The organism is Pseudomonas sp. PSE1(2024) (assembly GCF_050990555.1).
In the GTDB taxonomy this organism is placed as follows: Bacteria; Pseudomonadota; Gammaproteobacteria; order Pseudomonadales; family Pseudomonadaceae; genus Aquipseudomonas; species Aquipseudomonas aphyarum.
The window spans coordinates 6,400,350-6,420,213 of record NZ_CP158967.1; the positions used below are offsets into that span (position 1 = coordinate 6,400,350).

Genomic DNA, 19,864 nt, shown 5'->3' on the forward strand with positions numbered 1-19,864 from the left:
CCATGCCCTTCCCGCCCCAGCGTCTGTCATTTGCCATTGCCCTGCTGTTCGCCACCAGTGCCGCCCACGGCAAGACCGTACAGATCGACACCGCCACCACCGCGTCGCAGACATTGGGCGGCAGCGACACGCTGACAATTTCGGCGCCGGGCAGCATCACCAACAGTGGCAAGGCTGTGAGCCTCAAGGACGGCACCAGCAGTGCCGGCGTAATCATCGACAACGCCGGCAAGATCATCTCCACGGGCGGCCGGGCCATCGACAGCAGCGGCGACCTGACCCAGGCGCGAAACTACACCATCTATAACCGCAGCGGCGGGCAGATTCTTGGCTCCAACGACGCGATTCGCATCGACAGCAACTTCGTCAGCGGCAGCTTGTTGATCGACAACAGCGGCACCATTCGCTCGACCACAGGCCAGGGGCTGGACCTCGATGCATTGCGCAGCGACGGGGTCAAAACCAAGATCATCAACCGCGCGGGCGGGCTGATTCGTGGCGACGCCAGCGACGGCATGAAAACCGGCGCCAACGCGACCATCAGCAACTACGGCGAGATCTCCACCGGTGACTCGCACAACGCCGACCAGAAATTCGACGGCATCGATATCGACACCGCGACCGGCGTCAGCGTGACCAACTACGGCGTGATTTCGGGCGGGCGCCATGGCATCACCACCGACCTGGGGGCGACGCTGGTCAACTACGGGCAGATCACCGGGCGCAACGGCTCCGGTTTCGGTTCCGATGGCGACGGCACGGTGATCAACCACGGCACCATCACTGGCGCCTATTCCGGTTTGCAACCGAATGGCGACGGCGACGGCGTGGACATCGACAAGATCGCCCACATCGAAAACTACGGCACCATCCAGGGCGTCGGCGCCGGTGGTGTGGACAAGGGTGGTTTCGCCAATGGCAGCGAAGGCATTGCGCTCGGCGGCGGGTACATTCTTAACGCCAAGGACGCGCTGATCAGCGGCGCCAACAGCGCGATTCTGGTGGACGACGGCAGCAGCGGTTCAGGACTGGCGGCCACCACGCTGGAGAACTACGGCACCATCCAGGGTCTCGACGGTTTCGGCGTGAAGTTCGTCGGTGAGTTCGCCGACAACGTGATCAACGGCGGCACCATCAGCGGCAGCAACGGGCTGGCGCTGGATCTGGGCGGCGGCAATGACAGCCTGACCCTGCGCAACGGCAGCCGCTTTGTCGGCGTGGTCGATGGCGGCAGCGGTTATGACCGCGTGGTGATGGATGACGCAGCCGGCGGCAGCTTCGGTGCCAGCCGCAACTTTGAATGGCTGGAAGTCAAACAAGGCGCCTGGACGCTCACCGGCAGCGGCGACTTCAGCGACGGCGGCGCCGTGCGCAACGGCGCCACGCTGATCAACCAGGGCGGTATCGCCGGCAACCTGACCGTGGACGTCGGTGGTGTGTATGCGGGTGGCGGGTCGGTAGGCAACCTCAACGTCAATGGCACGTTGCGCACCGACACCCGTCTCGGCACCGCAACCATCGTGCACGACTTGAACATGAGCAGCGCATCCACCCTCGCCTACGGCGTCAACGCCGATGGCAGCAGCGCGCCGGTCCAGGTCGGCGGCACGGCCAACCTCAACGGCGCAACGTTGGCGGTCAATCCCGGCAGCGGCAATTATCCGTGGCAGAGCCATTACACGGTGCTGCAGGCTGCGCGGGTCAACGGCACGTTCGGCGCAGTCACCAGCGACTACGCGTTCCTCACGCCGACCCTCGCTTACACGCCGACTCAGGTCGACCTGACTTACACCCGCAATGACGTGGCGTTCAATGAATTCGCCGCCACCGGCAACGGCAGCAACGCCGCCAACAGCCTGGCCTCGATCGGCAAAAACAATGCGCTGTACAACGCCTTGCTCAACACCACTCAAAGCAGTGCAGGCGCGGCCATCGAGCAACTGGCCGGCGCCAGCAACGCCAACCTGACCAGCGCCACCCTCGGCGCCAGCAGCCAGGTCGGCAGCAGCATGCTCTCGGCGATGCAGCAGATGGGCGGCAGTCCAGGCTTGATGGTCGGCCTCGATCAGCGCGACACACCGATCCTCGCTGCCAACGGCGTACCGTCCGAAGCGCGAAACCTCAATGATCCGAACGCCCGGGGCCGGCTCTGGCTGCAAGCCATCGGCGGCTACGGCAAACTCGATGGCGAACACGGCAGTAGCGGTCTGGAACAACGCACCAAAGGCAGCGTGCTTGGTGCCGACTGGGCACTCAATCCGCAATGGCGTCTGGGCGTGCTCGGCGGCTATTCGAAGACCGACCTGGACGCCACCGGCGTCGACGGCAATGTCGAGAGCTGGCATGCCGGTGTTTACGCGCTGCATCAAAACGGCCCGCTGGCCCTGCGCCTGGGCGCGGCATACAGCGGCCATCAGGGCGAAAGCAAGCGCACCATCGCGTTCAATGGTTTCAGCGATCGCCCCAAAGGCGATTACGACGCCGACAGCCAGCAAGCCTTCGCCGAACTCGGCTACGCCATGGGCACTGGCCGGCTGAGCGCCGAACCGTTCGCCAGCCTCGGCTACCAGCGCTATCACCGCGACCGCTATCAGGAAAAGGGCGGCGCGGCGGCATTGCAGGTCGACAGCCAGACCCAGGACAACTTCAGCAGCACCTTCGGCGTACGCCTGGCGCACCTCAGCTCGCTGGACAATGGCATGAGCCTGACCCCACGGATGGCGGCAGGCTGGAAGCACACCTACGGCGATGTCAGCAGCTCGACCCGTCAGGCCTTCGTCGTGGGTGGCACGGCGTTCAACGTCGATGGCAGTTCACTGGATCGTGACAGTCTGGTGCTGGAAGCAGGGCTGGATCTGGGCATTTCCGCGCGGCATACGCTGGGGGTGGGATACAGCGGCGAGATTGGCAGCAACAGCCGAAATCACGGGTTGATCGGGCAGTGGCAGATGAGTTTCTGAGATTTCGCCAATCCGGATTTCAGCGGGTGTTGTAGGTAAAGGCGTCTGGTCGATTGGGTAATCATGGCGGGTTCATTACCTGCCAGCACCCGGGCTACAAAAGCAGACGTCATCGCCTGCACACAGTTCGGAATTGCCCGGCATCGGCGCACCGGCATCGACTTTTACAGTTTGTTCTCTTTTCACATGAGACGAACTGAATGCCCATTCAATGCAAATACAAGCTCCAACATCTTGTCCTGGCGGTTGCTCTGGGAGTCGGTTGCGTGGAGTTTTCTCTGGCAGAGCAGTCGGAGCCCGACGCGCCCGTCGTGAAAGAGGTGAAACCCAGGAGCCCGCGCACACCTCCTAAGGTGAAACCTGCTCCGCTTCTCATGGCAGAAACAGTGAGTGAGGAAAGGATCGCTCCGCCACTGGAAACAATCCCCGTCAGCACTGAGATCCCAGCGGTATCCGCTCACACATCCGGCGACATTCCATCCAGGAAAGTCGCCACGACAGAGAGCGGCAGCGCTCTCGAAGAAAGCCTGGAAAAACCAGCGCCCTTAACGGAACCGGTTCTGGCTGAAACGTCCGCAGCTCAACAAACCCAAGTGGTTGACCAGCCACAGTCAACGGACTCCCCTCCACCTCCAGGCAATGCAGCCATTGCAGCCCTGCTCGCTGCCGACGAAACCACGGCCGCCCTCGCCTACTATCAACTGGCGGGCGGCAGCAATGCCAACCTCGCCAATGCAACCCTGAGCAGTGTCACGCCGGTCAGCGCCAGCCTGCTGTCAGCCATGCATCAACTCGACAATGCCCACGACTCACCGGGCAACTCACCACGCCATGCGGCCGGCAACGCAGACACCGGCAGGGTCTGGCTGCAAGCCCTTGGCCACAGCGGGAAACTCGATCGCGAATTTGAACCGATGCAACACTCCACCAAAGGACTGCTGCTCGGCGCGGACTGGCGCCTCGATGAAACATGGCACCTGGGCTTGATGGGCGGCACCTCCGACACGCGCATCGACAGCAAAGAACTGGACGGCGACCTCGACAGTTGGCACCTCGGCGCCTACGCCTTGCGCCAGACCGGCCCGCTGTCAGTTCGGTCAGGCGCAACCTGGAGCCGTCACGAAGGCAGCACCCGTCGCGAAGTCGCGTTCGATCGCTTCCATGACCGACTCAAGGGCAACTACCAGGCCAGCACCCAGCAAGCGTTCATCGAATCGGGATACAACCTGGGTCGGGCCAACGTCAGCATCGAGCCGTTTGTCGGCCTCGGCTACCAACGCTACCAGCGCGACGGCTACACCGAGAAAGGCGGAGCGGCGGCGCTCAAGGTTCACGCTCAATCCCAAGGCAACTTCAACACCACCGTCGGCCTGCGCATGGCGAAAGTCAGCACGCTGGATAACGGCATGCGTCTCACGCCACGATTCAGCGCGGGGTGGAAACACGTTTACGGCGAGACCTATACCAGCACCCGCCAACGCTTGGTCACCGAAACCGAAGACTTCACCGTTTACGGCGCCGAACTGGATCGCGACAGCTTGAAACTCGACACAGGGCTGGATCTTGCGGTCTCGAACAGTCACACATTGGGTGTCGGACTGTCCGGAGAGATCGGTACCGACAGCCGAAACCACGGCGTATCGGGGCAGTGGCGAATGGCGTTCTAAGTCCAGACGGGTTGCTGCCGCACGGTGCGGCAGCACTTTGAAAGCAAAAAAAAGGGGAGCACATGCTCCCCCGAGGTTTAAAGCGTTGTATCGAGGCCGTTATCTCAGCCTTCGATCTCGATCAGGATTTCGCCCGGGTTCACCCGGTCGCCCTTGGCAACGTGGATGGCGGTGACCTTGCCGGCAATCGCAGCCTGAACTTCGGTCTCCATCTTCATCGCTTCGGTGATCAGCACAGCCTGGCCCGCCTTGACGGTGTCGCCTTCCTTGACCAGCACATCGACGATGTTGCCCGGCATGGTGGTGCTGACGTGGCCCGGCGCCGAAGCCTGCTTGCGCTTGCTGCTGCCGCCGCCGACGAATTCGTTGAGCGGTTCGAACACCACTTCTTCCGGCATGCCGTCGATGGACAGGTAGAAGTGACGCTTGCCTTCAGCCTTGACGCCGACACCGGTGATGTCCACGCGGTAGGTTTCGCCGTGGACGTCGATGACGAACTCGGTCGGTACGCCTTCGCCGCCGGCCGAAGCCACCTTGCCCGCTTCCGGGATCGGCAGCAGCACTTCCGGGGTGAGGGTGCCGGCGGCACGCTCTTCGAGGAACTTGCGGCCGATGTCCGGGAACATGGCGAAGGTCAGCACGTCTTCTTCGGACTTGGCCAATGCGCCGATATCGGCACGCAGCTTGGTCATTTCCGGCTTGAGCAGATCGGCCGGACGTACATCGATCACCTCTTCGCTGCCGATGGCCTGACGACGCAGCTTCTCGTTCACGGTGCCCGGCGCCTTGCCGTAGCCGCCTTGCAGGTAGAGCTTCACCTCGTTGGTGATGGTCTTGTAGCGCTCGCCGGCCAGCACGTTGAAGAACGCCTGGGTGCCGACGATCTGCGAAGTCGGAGTCACCAGCGGCGGGAAGCCGAGGTCTTCACGTACGCGCGGGATCTCCGCCAGCACTTCGCCCATGCGGTTCAGAGCGCCCTGCTCTTTCAACTGGTTGGCCAGGTTGGAAATCATCCCGCCAGGCACCTGGTTGACTTGAACACGGGTATCGACGGCGGTGAATTCGCTTTCGAACTGGTGGTACTTCTTGCGCACGGCGTAGAAGTACAGGCCGATTTCCTGCAGCAGCTCCAGGTTCAGACCGGTATCGAACTCGGTGCCTTTGAGCGCAGCAACCATCGATTCGGTGCCAGGGTGACTGGTGCCCGAAGCGAAGCTGGAGATCGCGGTGTCGATGTGGTCGGCACCGTTTTCAATGGCCTTGAGCTGGCACATGGTTGCCAGGCCGGCGGTGTCGTGGGAGTGGATAAACACTGGCAGCGACTGCTCGGCTTTCAGTGCACGTACCAGTTCACCGGTCGCGTATGGGGTCAGCAGACCGGCCATGTCCTTGATCGCCACCGAGTCGCAACCCATGGCTTCCATTTGCTTGGCCTGGGCGACGAACGCATCGATGGTGTGCACCGGGCTGGTGGTGTAGGCGATGGTGCCCTGGGCGTGTTTGCCGGCAGCCTTCACCGCTTCGATCGCCACGCGCAGGTTACGCACGTCGTTCATTGCATCGAAGATGCGGAACACGTCGATGCCGTTGACCGCAGCCTTGGCGACGAACGCCTTGACCACGTCATCGCTGTAGTGGCGGTAGCCCAGCAGGTTCTGGCCGCGCAGGAGCATTTGCAGACGGGTGTTGGGCAGCGCGGCGCGCAGTTGGCGCAGACGCTCCCACGGGTCTTCTTTCAGGAAACGCACGCAGGCGTCGAAGGTCGCGCCACCCCAGCACTCCAGCGACCAGTAGCCGACTTTGTCGAGCTTGTCGCAGATCGGCAGCATGTCTTCGGTGCGCATGCGGGTGGCGAGCAGCGATTGGTGAGCGTCGCGCAGGATAGTGTCGGTTACGAAAATCTTTTTAGTCATTGTTCTATTCCTCACAGGCCTGCGTGGGCGGCGATGGCGGCGGCGATGGCCAGGGCCAGCTCTTCGGGTTTGCGCTTGATCGAGTAGTTGGTCAGTTCAGGGTGGCTTTCAACGAAGCTGGTATTGAACTGGCCGCTACGGAACTCCGGGTTGCGCAGGATTTCCTGGTAGTACGCGGCGGTGGTCTTCACGCCTTGCAGACGCATGTCGTCGAGCGCGCGCAGGCCGCGGTCCATGGCCTCTTCCCAGGTCAGCGCCCAGACCACCAGTTTCAGGCACATCGAGTCGTAGAACGGCGGGATGGTGTAGCCGGTGTAGATCGCCGTGTCGGTGCGCACGCCGGGGCCGCCGGGGGCGTAGTAGCGCGTGATCTTGCCGAAGCTCGGCAGGAAGTTGTTTTTCGGGTCTTCGGCGTTGATCCGGAATTGCAGGGCAAAACCGCGATGCTGGATGTCTTCCTGCTTCACCGACAGCGGCAGGCCGGAGGCGATGCGGATCTGTTCGCGGACGATGTCGATCCCGGTGATTTCTTCGGTGATGGTGTGTTCCACCTGCACCCGGGTGTTCATCTCCATGAAGTACACCTCGCCCTCGGCGAGCAGGAACTCCACGGTGCCGGCGTTCTCGTAGCCCACGGCCTTGGCTGCGCGCACCGACAGGTCGCCGATGTAGGCGCGCTGTTCCGGGGTCAGTTGCGGGCTCGGGGCGATTTCGATCAGCTTCTGGTTACGGCGCTGGATCGAGCAGTCACGTTCGAACAGATGCACGACGTTGCCGAAGCTGTCGCCGAGGATCTGCGCTTCGATGTGTTTCGGATTGACGATGCATTTTTCCAGGAACACTTCCGCCGAACCGAAGGCCTTGGTGGCTTCGGAAATGACCCGGGGGAAATTCTGTTCGAGTTCTTCGCGGCTGTTGCAGCGACGGATACCGCGACCGCCACCACCGGAAGTGGCCTTGAGCATCACCGGGTAACCGATGCGGTCGCCCTCGCTCAACGCTTCCTCGATGCCCGAGACGTTGCCTTCGGTGCCAGGCGTGACCGGCACGCCGGCCTTGATCATGCTGCGGCGCGCTTCGGTCTTGTCGCCCATGCGGCGGATGACTTCCGCCGACGGGCCTATGAATTTGATGCCGCGTTCGGCGCAGATGTCTGCCAGCTCGGCGTTTTCCGATAGGAAACCGTAGCCGGGGTGCAGCGCATCGCAGCCGGTTTCCACGGCCAGGTTCACCAGCTTGCGCGGGTTCAGGTAACCGGCCAGCGGCTCGGCACCAATGCTGTGGGCCTCGTCCGCACGCTTCACATGCAAGGCATGCCGGTCGGCGTCGGAATAGATCGCGACCGAGCGGATGCCCATCTCGGCGCAGGCACGCACGATTCGTACGGCAATCTCACCACGGTTGGCGATCAGGATCTTTGTTATCACTTGGAGGTTCCCTTGAGCCGGTGGCACCACGACCTGCTAGACCCAGGTCGGCACGTGACCAAATGTTTCAATCTGGTCTCGGCTCCACACTAGCGCTGACAAGGGATTAACAAAAATGAATAAAAATTGGGTCAGGCATAAGTAAAGACTTATAGTCAACGCATCAGCCCGCGGCCAGAGTCGGTAGAAAATGCGTAAGTCCTTGATGCGTATGACATTACGTCAATTGCAGATCTTCAACGAAGTGTGCGATTTGCGCTCCTACAGCCGCGCTGCCGAAGAAATGTCCCTCACACAACCGGCCGTCAGCCTACAGATTCGTCAGCTCGAAGAGCTGATCGGCCAGCCATTATTCGATTACGTGGGCAAAAAACTCTACATGACCGAGGCCGCCGAAGCACTTCAGCGCGCCAGCCGGGACATTTTTGGCCGGCTGGAAAACCTCGACATGCAGCTCTCGGACATGCAGGGCTCGCTGCAGGGCCAATTGAAGCTGGCGGTGGAATCCAGCGCCAAATACTTCGTGCCGCACCTGTTCGCGGCGTTCAAGCGCCAGCATCCGGAAGTGAATCTGCAACTGACGGTGGTCAACCGTGGCCAGGTGATTCGCCGGCTCTCCGACAACCGCGACGATCTGGTGATCATGTCGATGGTGCCGCAGGACATGGGCCTGGAATTCCTGCCGTTCCTCAACAACCCGATCGTCGCCGTGGCGCGGCCGGATCATCCACTGGCGCACATGGGCCCGCTGCGCCTGCAGGACCTGGAACCTTACACCCTGCTGATCCGCGAACCCGGTTCGGGCACGCGGCTGGCGTGCGAGGAGTATTTCAAGGAGAAGCGCGTGCACTTCACCCAGACCCAGGAAGTGGCGTCGGCCGAAGCCCAGCGTGAATGCGTGGTGGCGGGTCTGGGCCTGGCGCTGTTGACGCGCCACGCCCTGAACCTGGAGCTGGCGACCGGTGGCCTGGTCGAGCTGCCGGTCGAAGAGTTGCCGCTGTTTCGCAGCTGGTGCCTGGTGCAAGCCAAAGCCAAGCGGCTGTCACCGGTGGCGCACGCCTTCCTGGCGTTTATCCGCAGCGAACGGGTGCAGATCAGCGCGCTGGTTGAGCGCTTCGACGGGAAGCTGCCGGTGCTGCCTGCCAGTGATTGATGTCCTCGGGAAAATCGCCGATTTCTGCCTGAAGCTGGCGGAGTTCGAAGCGATCTTCGATAGCGCGGCGAAATTCCATGCGGCGCTGGTCTTCCTGCTGACGACGGGTTTTCGCAGCGCTGTTGCGTTCTTCGTAAGGCTGAGCCATTTCGAGTCTCCCAAGGCGTTTACGGGAGTTTCACGATAGGCATGGTGGATGACGATTTGGCTGCGTCGGGGTTACAGGCAGATGAAGATTGCCTTCACCCCATCACGATCAGTCATCCAGCGCTTTCACCGATTTTGGCGAGAGCCGCAAGCTGCGCAGGCTGCGCTTGACGCTCTTGAGGTGGTTGACCAGGCTCGGCCCACGCGCCATTGCCACGCCCATCGCCAGTACGTCGATCACCACCAGGTGAGCGATACGCGAAGTCAGCGGCGTGTAGATTTCGGTGTCTTCGTGAACGTCGATCGCCAGGTTGACGGTCGACAGCTCGGCCAGCGGTGTCTGGCTCGGGCACAAGGTGATCAGCGACGCACCGCTCTCGCGAACGAGGTTGGCGGTGATCAGCAGGTCTTTGGAGCGGCCGGACTGGGAAATGCAGATCGCCACGTCAGTCGGCTTCAGCGTCACCGCCGACATCGCCTGCATGTGCGGGTCGGAATACGCCGCGGCCGTCAGCAGCAGACGAAAGAACTTGTGCTGCGCATCCGCCGCCACCGCGCCCGACGCACCAAAACCGTAGAACTCGACGCGCTGGGCCTGGGACATCAGCGTCACCGCCCGTTGCAGCTCCAGAGGATCGAGCTTCTCGCGAACCTCCATCAGCGTGTGCAACGTGGTGTCGAAAATCTTCAGGCTGTAGTCGGCAACGGAATCGTCTTCATGGATCGCGAACTGACCGAAACTGGCGCCGGCCGCGAGGCTTTGCGCGAGCTTGAGTTTCAGATCCTGGAAACCGGAACAACCGATGGCCCGGCAGAAGCGCACGATGGTCGGCTCGCTGATGCCGACGCTGTGGGCCAGGTCGGCCATGGAACTGTGCATCACTGCCGCAGGGTCAAGCAGCACGTGGTCGGCGACCTTGAGCTCCGACTTGCGTAACAGGTGACGTGACTGGGCGATGTGTTGCAGCAGATTCAAGGGGCTGGACTCTTGTTATGGAAAGATGTGCTTTGGCCAGATGCCGGGGATGTAGCAAGCTTGTAGTTATACTACATGAATCGGCTTTTTGCCTGCTCAATGCGTAACTCGATCCCCCCGGATCAGGCGACATGCGCTGCATGTAGCCCTTTACAGCGGCTTTTCCTGTTCACGCAACAACGCGGCAAGGCCGACCGCCTCCACCGGACGGCTGATCAGATAGCCCTGCACCTCGTCGCAACCTTCAGTTTTCAGAAACGCCAGCTGCTCGGATCGCTCGACACCTTCGGCGACAACTTTCAGTGACAGCCCGTGAGCCATCGCAATGATCGCCCGGGTGATCGCCGCATCTTCGCTGCCCTCGCCCAACCCGCGAATAAAGGCCTGATCGATCTTCACGTAGTCCACCGGAATCCGTTTCAAATAGCTCAGCGATGAATAGCCGGTGCCGAAATCGTCGATCGCCAGTTTCACCCCCAGATCCCGCAACTGCTGGAACGTGGCGATGATGTGTTCGACGCTGTCGAGCAGCTGGCTTTCGGTCAGTTCCAGTTCGAGGTAGTGCGGCGCCAGGCCGGTTTCCTCCAGCACCTGGCGCACCAGACTGACCAGTTTGCCCTGGCGCAGTTGATGAACCGACAGGTTCACCGAAACCCGGATCGGCGCCAGCCCCTGACGCTGCCATTCGCACGCCTGCCAGCAGGCCTGGCGCAGGACGAATTCGCCGATCGGCCCAATCAGCCCCGTCTCCTCCGCCAGACCGATGAAATCCCCCGGCGGTACCCGGCCCATGGTCGGGTGATCCCAGCGCACCAGCGCTTCCGCCGCGTTGAGACGACCGGTCGCCAGACACAGTTTCGGTTGATAGAAGACGTTGAGCTGCTTTTCCTCGATGGCTTTGCGCAGCTGGTTTTCCAGTTGCAGGCGCTCCAGCGTGCTGGCCTGCAGACTGTCGGTATAAAACTGGAAGTTGTTGCCGCCCAGGTGCTTGGCATGTTGCATGGCCATGTTCGACTGGCTGACCAGCGCGGAAATCTCCCGGGCGTTGTCCGGCAGCATGCTGATGCCCATCGAAGCACTTACTACCAATTCGTGCCCTTCCACGGTCAACGGCAGTCGCAGCTTGGTCGACAGCCGCGTGGCGACCCGCGCCAGGCTCGAGAGGTTGCCGTAGGCGTCGAACAGCACTGCGAACTCGTCGCCGGACAGCCGGGCAATGGTGTCGGCCTCCGGCAGAGCATTGACCAGACGCCGAGACATCTTTTGCAGCAACTGGTCGGCGATCTCGTGGCCGAGGCTGTCGTTGAGCAGCTTGAAGCGATCCAGATTGATGTGCAGCAGCGCCAGACTCCGGCGCCCGCCCTGCCGCACGCGCTGATGGGCTTCGTGCAGGCGTTCGCGGAACAATGAGCGATTGGCCAGACCGGTGAGCTCGTCATAGTGGGTCAGGTAACGCATGCGCTCTTCGGATTCGCGGCGCGCCGACAGATCGGCGAAGAAGCCGACGATATGGCTCACATTTCCCCGACTGTCGCGTACGGCATTCAATTGCAGCCACTGAGGATACAGCTCGCCGTTCTTGCGGGTTTCCACCAGTTCGCCCTGCCAGCTGCCGTGCTGTTCCAGCGCGTGGCGGATCGCGACGTAGTGCCGGCGGGCGTCGCGGCTGCACGGCAATTCGACGACGTTGCGCCCGAGCATGTCGTCGATGTCATACCCGGTGACCCGGCTGAAGGCCTGATTGATGGCGATCAGCGAATAATTCGGGTCGAGGATCACGATGCCTTCGCTGGCGGCCTCGAACACCGTCGCCGCCAATTGTTGCTGGGCTTCCAGGCTTTTGCTGACGCTAATGTCGCGGCGGGTGCCGACCATGCGGATGACCCGCCCGTTCTCGTCGCGCTCCACCGCTCGCCCACGGTCTTCGATCCAGACCCAGTGGCCGTCGCCGTGGCGCACGCGGTATTCGATCTGATAATCCTCGGTGCGCCCCTTCAAGTGCTCGATCAACGCCCGTTTGAGCGGCGGCACATCTTCCGGGTGCAGGCGTGGCCGCAGGTGCCTGAGCAGCCCGGTGACGTATTCCGGGTCAATGCCAAACAGTTCCTGAATCTGCGTGTGGTGAACTTCGTCGGTCTGCAGGTTCCAGTCCCACAGCCCCAGCTCACTGGCTTTCAACGCCAGGGCCAGGCGCGCCTCGCTTTTGCTCAGGGCCTGGTTGGCGACGTCCAGTTCCCGGCTGCGCTGGGCGACCCGGTCTTCCAGCTCGACCTGGGCTTCACGCAACTTGCCCTCGGCGCAACGCCGGTGCTCGATTTCCTTCGCCAGCTCCTGATTGAGCTGTTCGCTGCGGGTTTGCGTTTGTTGCAGGTGCTCGATCAGGTGCTGGTTCTGGAAGCGTCGCAGCAAACCGCGATCGATCAGCCGATTGACCTGCCACGCCACCACACTCAGGGAGCCGAGCAGGATCAGCCCGAGCCAGCCCCAGCCGCGCGCCAGTTCGTCACCGCCCCAGAACAGGTAGCCGATGGCCGGCAGCAGGCATGGCAAGGTAAAGGAAAGGAATGCCGGAATACTCACGGCGTAAGCCACGCTGGCCGACAGGGTCGCGGCGCCGATCAGGCCGAACACCCAGGCTTGCTGCATGAAGTTGTCGGCGGGGACCAGAGCGATGCCGGCGCCGGCCAGGGTCAGGCCGGTCATGGTCGAGCCGAGCAGGAACATCCGCCCCCAGATCGGCTGGGCCTGGCGATCGGGAATCGCCGAATCGAAGGCCGCGACCTGAATCACCCGCAACGCCACCAGCGACAGCAGCCACACCAGCCAGACGCTGACCACGAAATAACGCTGCGGGCTCCAGAGCAGACCGGCGCAGACCAGACCATTGATCAACATGAACAGGGTGGGCAACAGCGAACCCTGATAAAGAAGGCGCGTGCGCTCGACCGCCATCTGGGTGGCGTAATGCTTGCGGATTACCCGGGGTTCCACAGAGGGGCCCGACAGGTCGAAGCTGAGGGTCATAGGCAACGTTCTTGTTCTTATAAGTGTGAGCATGCGCCCGGAAACGTGGACGGAGCATACACAAGCCGAACCACTTGCCAAACTGCCCCAGATCATAATTTCACCGAAACTTTTCAGCCTCCCGACACCCGCAAAAGCCCCGAAGCGAGGCGGGCCAACGCCTGTAGCCGGTGACCGACCGGTCGTCATCGGCAGCACTTTCATCGGCTAATGCAAAGCTCGGTTTGCCCGGGCCTGCGGCGCACCCTAGAATGCCCCGATGCGCGATGATCTCTCCCTTCTGCTGAACTCCCTCAACGATGCCCAACGCCAGGCCGTAGCGGCTCCCGTTGGTCGTCAATTGGTCCTGGCCGGTGCCGGCTCCGGCAAAACCCGAGTGCTGGTGCACCGTATCGCCTGGTTGATCCAGGTCGAGAACGCCTCGCCCCACTCGATCCTGTCGGTGACCTTCACCAATAAAGCCGCTGCCGAGATGCGTCACCGCATCGAGCAATTGCTGGGTATCAACCCGGCCGGCATGTGGGTCGGTACCTTCCACGGCCTGGCGCACCGCTTGCTCCGGGCGCACTGGCAGGAAGCCGGGCTGAGCCAGACCTTCCAGATTCTCGACAGCGATGACCAGCAACGGCTGGTCAAGCGGGTGATCCGCGAGCTGGGGCTGGACGAGCAACGCTGGCCGGCCCGTCAGGCCCAGTGGTTCATCAACGGGCAGAAAGACGAAGGTCTGCGTCCGCAACACATTCAAGCCAGCGGCGATCTGTTCCTGGCCACCATGCGCGGCATTTATGAAGCGTACGAGGCGGCGTGCCAGCGTGCCGGCGTCATCGACTTCTCCGAACTGCTGCTGCGCGCCCTCGACCTGTGGCGCGACCACCCGGGCCTGCTGGCGCACTACCAGAAGCGTTTCCGGCACATTCTGGTGGACGAATTCCAGGACACCAACGCCGTGCAGTACGCCTGGTTGCGTCTGCTGGGCAAGGGCGGCGACAGCCTGATGGTGGTCGGCGACGACGACCAGTCGATCTACGGCTGGCGCGGCGCGAAAATCGAGAACATCCACCAATACTCTTCCGACTTCCCGGATTCGGTGACCATCCGTCTGGAGCAGAACTACCGCTCCACGGCCGGCATCCTGAAAGCCGCCAACGCCTTGATCGCCAATAACACCGGGCGCCTGGGAAAAGAACTGTGGACCGATGGCGGCGACGGCGAAGCGATCAACCTTTACGCCGCCTTCAACGAACACGATGAAGCACGCTACGTTGTCGAAACCATCGAAAGCGCGCTGAAAACCGGCCTGGCTCGCAGCGATATCGCGATTCTCTACCGCTCCAATGCCCAATCGCGCGTTCTGGAAGAAGCGTTGCTGCGTGAACGCATTCCGTACCGCATCTATGGCGGCCAGCGATTCTTCGAGCGGGCGGAAATCAAGAACGCCATGGCTTACCTGCGTTTGCTGGAAGGTCGTGGCAACGATGCGGCGCTGGAGCGGGTGATCAACGTCCCGGCTCGCGGCATCGGCGAGAAAACCGTCGAAGCGATTCGCGACCATGCCCGTCACAGCGATGTGTCGATGTGGGAAGCCATGCGCCAGCTGGTGGCCAACAAAGGCCTGACCGGTCGCGCCGCCGGTGCGCTGGGCGCGTTTATCGAGCTGATCGAAAACCTCGCCGCCAAGTGCGCCGAGATGCCGTTGCACCTGATGACCCAGACCGTCATCGAGCAGTCCGGGCTGATCGCCTACCACGAAGCGGAAAAAGGCGAGAAAGGCCAGGCCCGGGTGGAAAACCTTGAGGAACTGGTCAGCGCCGCGCGCAACTTCGAGAACACCGAAGAAGACGAAGAGCTGACGCCACTGGCGGCGTTCCTCGGCCACGCTTCGCTGGAGGCCGGCGACACCCAGGCCGACGAGCACGAAGACAGCATTCAGTTGATGACCCTGCACAGCGCCAAAGGCCTGGAATTCCCTTACGTGTTCCTGGTGGGCATGGAAGAAGGCCTGTTCCCGCACAAGATGAGCCTGGAAGAACCGGGGCGCCTTGAGGAGGAGCGGCGACTGGCCTATGTCGGCATTACCCGGGCGATGCAGAATCTGGTGATGACCTATGCTGAAACCCGACGCCTGTACGGCAGCGAAACCTACAACAAGGTGTCGCGTTTCGTACGGGAAGTACCGAAAGGCCTGATTCAGGAAGTACGCCTGTCCAACAGCGTCAGCCGGCCGTTCGGCGGCAACCAGTCGATGGGGGGCAGCAACCTGTTCAGCGGCAGCGAGATTCCGGAAACCGGCCTGAGCCTTGGCCAGGCTGTCCGTCACTCGATCTTCGGCGACGGTGTGATCCTCAACTTCGAAGGCGCCGGCGCCCAGGCCCGGGTGCAGGTGAACTTCGCCGAAGGCAGCAAGTGGCTGATGCTCGGGTACGCGAAGCTGGAAGCCATCTAAACGCAGCCCGTCGTTGCTCATCGTTCCCACGCTCTGCGTGGGAATGCATCCCGTGACGCTCTGCGTCACTGTGGACGCGGAGCGTCCATGGCGGCGTTACCACGCAGAGCGTGGGAACGATCGGACACGAACACTGGAGGCAACATCCATGGGCTCGGGCTTCTTTTCTTCCTGGACGTTCTGGGCCCTGCTCTCGGCCACCTTCGCCGCGCTGACGGCCATCTTCGCCAAGATCGGCATCGAAAACGTCAACTCCGACTTCGCTACCCTGCTGCGCACAATCGTCGTATTGGTCAGTCTAGCCTTGATTTTGTACGCAACGGGCCAATATCAGTCCTTGGGATCGATCTCCGCCAAGAGCTACCTGTTTCTGCTGTTGTCGGGCCTGGGTACCGGTGCTTCGTGGCTGTGCTACTTCCGGGCGTTGAAAGTCGGCCCGGCATCGCTGGTCGCCCCGGTGGACAAGCTCAGCGTGGTCTTCGTGGCGGTGCTCGGTGTGATCCTGCTGGGCGAGAAACTCGACCTGCGCCAGTGGGGCGGTATCGGCCTTATCACTGCCGGCGTGGTGATGCTGGCTTTTCGGCGCTGATCCATTTCCTGCTGAACCTATCTCCTTTTCCTACAGACAAAAGTACATGGCCTTATTGCCCCGACCGAGCTGAACGTAACCTGTCAGGCAAAAGCCCGAAACACTCTCTCGCTAGCCAGTAACACTTCAGCTGTGCAACATGGCGCGCGTGTCTCCACAAACGGGAATTCCCTTTATGAAACGTTTTCTTAGCATCGCCATGGCGTTGTGCATCGGCCTGACGATGAGCCTCGACGCCAACGCCAAGCGCTTTGGTGGTGGCAAAAGTGCCGGCGCTGCGCCGACACACCAGACCAGCCAGATGGCTCCTTCTTCCCCAGGCATGGGCGGCGCTGCGGCGACCGCTGGTGCCGCGGGCGCTGCGGCCAAGGCCGGCGGTGCTTCGAAATGGCTCGGCCCTCTGGCCGGCATCGCGGCCGGTGGCCTGCTCGCTTCCATGTTCATGGGCGGCGGCTTCGAAGGCATGCAGTTCTTCGACATCCTGATCATGGCCGTGATCGCGTTCGTGATCTTCCGCTTCATCGCCGCCCGTCGTCGCAAGCAGCAGGAGCAGTTCGCTCCGGCCGGCGCGCCGATGCAGCGTGAAGTGTTCGAACAGAAGCCAGCAGCCATGGGTTCGATCTTCGGTGGTTCGGCCGCACCTGCTGCCGCCCGTCCGGTGATCAATGCACCGGCCTGGTTCAACGAACAGCGCTTCCTTGAAGCCGCCCGCAGCCACTTCCAGGCGCTGCAGCAGCACTGGGACGCCAACGAAATGGACAAGATCGCCGAGTTCGTGACCCCGCAAATGTTCGAGTTCCTCAAGCGCGAGCGCGCGGAACTGGGTGATGCGTTCCAGTCCACCTACATCGACAACCTCCAGGTACAACTGGATGGCGTGGATGATCGTGCGGACAAGACCATCGCCACCCTGACCTTCAACGGCGTGTCGAAGACCTCGCGTTTCGACCAGCAGGGCGAAGTGTTCAGCGAAAGCTGGAACATGGAACGTCCACAGGGCGACAACCAGCCTTGGCTGGTCGCCGGTATCCGCCAGAACGGCTGATCACCTCCGACGTTTTACCCGCAGTAATGAAAACCCCGGCCTCGGCCGGGGTTTTCTATTTCGCGGTTGCATCTATAGCGAGCTACTGTATAAACCGCCCCATATAAACCGCGCCATTCAAGCAAGAGGATCCCGGACGTGGAAGAAATCATCGAACAACTGCGCGAAGCCAACGAACCCGTACCGGTTCCCCTGGAGTTGCCCGACGAAGACCAGTTGGTGGAAATCGAAGAAGAGCTCTTCATCAACATCCCGTTCGTCTTCAAAGAGTTTCTGCTGACCGTCAGCGACGTGGTTTACGGCAGTCTGGAGCCGGTGACCGTCACCGACCCGCAATCCCACACCTACCTGCCGGACGTCGCTGCCAATGCCTGGGATGCCGGCGTGCCGCGCGACCTGATCCCGATCTGCCAGGACGGTGACGACTACTACTGCGTCGAAGAAGACGGCACCGTGGTGCTGTGGTCGGGCGAAGAAGAACTGATCACCGAAGAGTCCTGGGAATCGGTCTGGCACTGGGCGCGGGACGTCTGGCTGGAAAGCTGAAACGCCCCGCACCATGGGTGGTCAGTGCCCCGACGGCTCCTTGTGGTTGTCGAGGGTTTCCAGCAGGGCCACCTGCATCCGCGTGTGCACCCGGATGAACCAGCGCCAGAGCAGCGCCGCCACGGCGGCCGCGACTACGGCGATCAGCACCAGCAACTTGTTGGTCGGCAAGATACTGGCCGACAAGGCTGCCAACAGCAGGAAAATCACCAGCAGCGAGATAATCGGGATCACTTCGGAGATCACCCGGCGCACTCGCTGTGTGTGACGCCCGGCCATTTCCGGCTTCACGCCCATCTCCGCCAGCAGCATCGACAGCGCCTTGAGCTTGCGATAGGCCGCGATCAGGAACGGCAACGACACCAGTAACGCCCCGCCCCAGATCAACGCCTTCTGCCAGCTCGGATCGGCGATCCAGTCCTGCATCCAGATCGAGAGGCGCCCGGCAAAGAAAGCGCCGGCAAAGAAGATCGCAATCACCAGCGCCAGATTGACCCCGACCTGCAGCAGGATTCGCCGGATCATCGAGGCCAGCATCGCGCCCTCACCCTGCGGCTGAATGCTGCGCAGCCATTCGCCGTACATTCCGAACACTCGACCGACTCGCTGCGGCATGGCGGCAGACAGTTTGATCGACAGCGGATCGGCAGCCCGGATCAGGTACGGCGTCAGCAACGTGGTAATCACCGAAACCGCCACAGCCACCGGATACAGGAAGTTGCTGGTGACCTGGAGCGTCATCCCCAGCGCCGCGATGATGAAAGAGAATTCGCCAATCTGCGAAAGCCCCATCCCGACCCGCAGTGAGGTTCGTCCGTCATTCCCTGCGATAAACGCCCCGAGGCCACAGGACAGCATCTTGCCCAGCACCACGGCGACCGTGATCACCGCAATCGGCCACGCGTATTGCAGAAGGATCATCGGGTCGAGCATCAGGCCGATGGCGACGAAGAAGATCGCGCTGAACAGGTCGCGAACCGGCTCGATCAGGCGCTCGATTTTCAGCAGTTGCCGCGACTCGGCCATGATCGCGCCGATCAGGAACGCCCCGAGCACCATGCTGTACTCGAGCTTGACCACCAGCAGGCAGAAGCCGAAACACAGGCCCAGCACGGTGATCAGCAGCATCTCGTTGCTTTCGAATTTCGCCACGTAAGCCAACAGTCGCGGCACCAACAGAATGCCTACGACCAGCGCGACGATCATGAACAGTGAGAGCTTGCCGACGGTAGAAAACACTTCGCCGGAACTCACCGTGCCGCTGACAGCGATGCTCGACAGCAAGGCGATGATGCCGATGCCGAGAATGTCCTCGACGATCAGCACGCCGAAGATCAACTGGGCGAAGCGCTCGTTTTTCATCTTCAGGTCGTTGAGCGCCTTGACGATGATGGTGGTCGAGGAAATCGCCAGGATCGCGCCGAGGAACAGCGAATCCATGGTGTTCCATTCGAACCAGCGGCCGATTTCGTAGCCGATCCAGATCATCAGGACAATTTCGAGGAACGCTGCGATGAAGGCCGTGGCGCCGACCTTGAACAACTTGCGCAGGCTGAACTCCAGGCCCAGGCAGAACATCAGGAAAATCACTCCCAGCTCGGCGAGGGTCTTGATGGTTTCTTCGTCGTGGATCAGGCCGAAGGGCGGTGTGTGCGGGCCGATGATGAAGCCGGCGACGATGTAGCCGAGCACTACCGGCTGCTTGAAGCGGTGAAACAGCACGGTCACCACACCTGCGACCAACATGATCACCGCCAGATCCTGAATAAAGCTGATGGCATGCATGGTGTGGGCTCCTTGAATGACGAGGCTCACGCAGGCATGGGAAATGTCTGGGCGAGCTGAGTAAAAATCCGCTTTGGGTGTAGGAATCGCCCTTGGGGTGGGCTTTTGCAGGGTAACACCGCGACTTCCGGCTGAAAGGCGGTGCAATATATGGAAACAGATCGATTCGGGCGTGACGGCGGCCAGTTG

General features: G+C 61.8%; 13 protein-coding genes. 7 read left to right on the plus strand and 6 right to left on the minus strand.

Annotation, left to right across the window (positions count from 1 at the left end):
* Positions 1-2 precede the first annotated feature (2 nt).
* Complete coding sequence (locus ABTV87_RS29275) at positions 3-2,960, plus strand: autotransporter outer membrane beta-barrel domain-containing protein (RefSeq protein WP_433898763.1); 2,958 nt, start codon at positions 3-5, stop codon at positions 2,958-2,960.
* A gap of 593 nt (positions 2,961-3,553) precedes the next feature.
* A complete protein-coding gene (locus tag ABTV87_RS29280) occupies positions 3,554-4,627 on the plus strand; it encodes an autotransporter outer membrane beta-barrel domain-containing protein (RefSeq protein WP_433898764.1) in 1,074 nt (357 codons plus the stop codon).
* A 104-nt stretch (positions 4,628-4,731) separates the two neighbouring features.
* Here the strand turns inward: ABTV87_RS29280 and oadA are convergent, their stop codons facing one another.
* Both oadA and ABTV87_RS29290 read right to left on the minus strand, forming a co-directional pair.
* A complete protein-coding gene (gene oadA / locus ABTV87_RS29285; RefSeq protein ID WP_007954260.1) occupies positions 4,732-6,540 on the minus strand; it encodes a sodium-extruding oxaloacetate decarboxylase subunit alpha in 1,809 nt (602 codons plus the stop codon).
* Positions 6,541-6,551: 11 nt separating this feature from the next.
* On the minus strand, positions 6,552-7,967 hold the full coding sequence (locus ABTV87_RS29290) for an acetyl-CoA carboxylase biotin carboxylase subunit (RefSeq protein WP_007954255.1): 1,416 nt from the start codon (positions 7,965-7,967) through the stop codon (positions 6,552-6,554).
* Positions 7,968-8,157: 190 nt separating this feature from the next.
* Here ABTV87_RS29290 and ABTV87_RS29295 point away from each other — a divergent pair, with 190 nt between their 5' ends.
* Complete coding sequence (locus ABTV87_RS29295) at positions 8,158-9,120, plus strand: LysR family transcriptional regulator (RefSeq protein ID WP_007954252.1); 963 nt, start codon at positions 8,158-8,160, stop codon at positions 9,118-9,120.
* Here the strand turns inward: ABTV87_RS29295 and ABTV87_RS29300 are convergent.
* The 3 genes from ABTV87_RS29300 to ABTV87_RS29310 all read right to left on the minus strand — a co-directional run bounded on the left by ABTV87_RS29300 (position 9,062) and on the right by ABTV87_RS29310 (position 13,267).
* Positions 9,062-9,268, minus strand: coding sequence for a PA3496 family putative envelope integrity protein (locus ABTV87_RS29300; protein WP_007954251.1), 207 nt, complete (start codon positions 9,266-9,268; stop codon positions 9,062-9,064). The two genes, ABTV87_RS29295 and ABTV87_RS29300, sit on opposite strands and share 59 nt — an antisense overlap.
* A 108-nt stretch (positions 9,269-9,376) precedes the next feature.
* Entirely contained in the window at positions 9,377-10,243 is an 867-nt protein-coding gene (hexR, locus tag ABTV87_RS29305; RefSeq protein ID WP_007954250.1) for a transcriptional regulator HexR, read from the minus strand.
* Positions 10,244-10,393: 150 nt separating this feature from the next.
* Positions 10,394-13,267 (minus strand): putative bifunctional diguanylate cyclase/phosphodiesterase, encoded by a 2,874-nt coding sequence (locus ABTV87_RS29310; protein WP_085606233.1) that lies wholly within the window; start codon positions 13,265-13,267, stop codon positions 10,394-10,396.
* A gap of 259 nt (positions 13,268-13,526) precedes the next feature.
* Between ABTV87_RS29310 and uvrD the strand changes: the two genes are divergently transcribed.
* From uvrD to ABTV87_RS29330, 4 genes are all read left to right on the plus strand, one after another.
* On the plus strand, positions 13,527-15,710 hold the full coding sequence (gene uvrD, locus ABTV87_RS29315; RefSeq protein WP_007954248.1) for a DNA helicase II: 2,184 nt from the start codon (positions 13,527-13,529) through the stop codon (positions 15,708-15,710).
* A gap of 148 nt (positions 15,711-15,858) precedes the next feature.
* A complete protein-coding gene (locus tag ABTV87_RS29320) occupies positions 15,859-16,299 on the plus strand; it encodes an EamA family transporter (protein WP_085606235.1) in 441 nt (146 codons plus the stop codon).
* 175 nt (positions 16,300-16,474) lie between these two features.
* Positions 16,475-17,344 (plus strand): Tim44 domain-containing protein, encoded by an 870-nt coding sequence (locus tag ABTV87_RS29325; protein ID WP_085606237.1) that lies wholly within the window; start codon positions 16,475-16,477, stop codon positions 17,342-17,344.
* Positions 17,345-17,482: 138 nt separating this feature from the next.
* Positions 17,483-17,890, plus strand: coding sequence for an SMI1/KNR4 family protein (locus tag ABTV87_RS29330; protein ID WP_007954245.1), 408 nt, complete (start codon positions 17,483-17,485; stop codon positions 17,888-17,890).
* 21 nt (positions 17,891-17,911) lie between these two features.
* Here ABTV87_RS29330 and ABTV87_RS29335 read toward each other — a convergent pair whose 3' ends face one another.
* Positions 17,912-19,675, minus strand: a complete 1,764-nt coding sequence (locus ABTV87_RS29335) for a cation:proton antiporter (protein ID WP_433898765.1) — start codon at positions 19,673-19,675, stop codon at positions 17,912-17,914.
* Positions 19,676-19,864 lie beyond the last annotated feature (189 nt).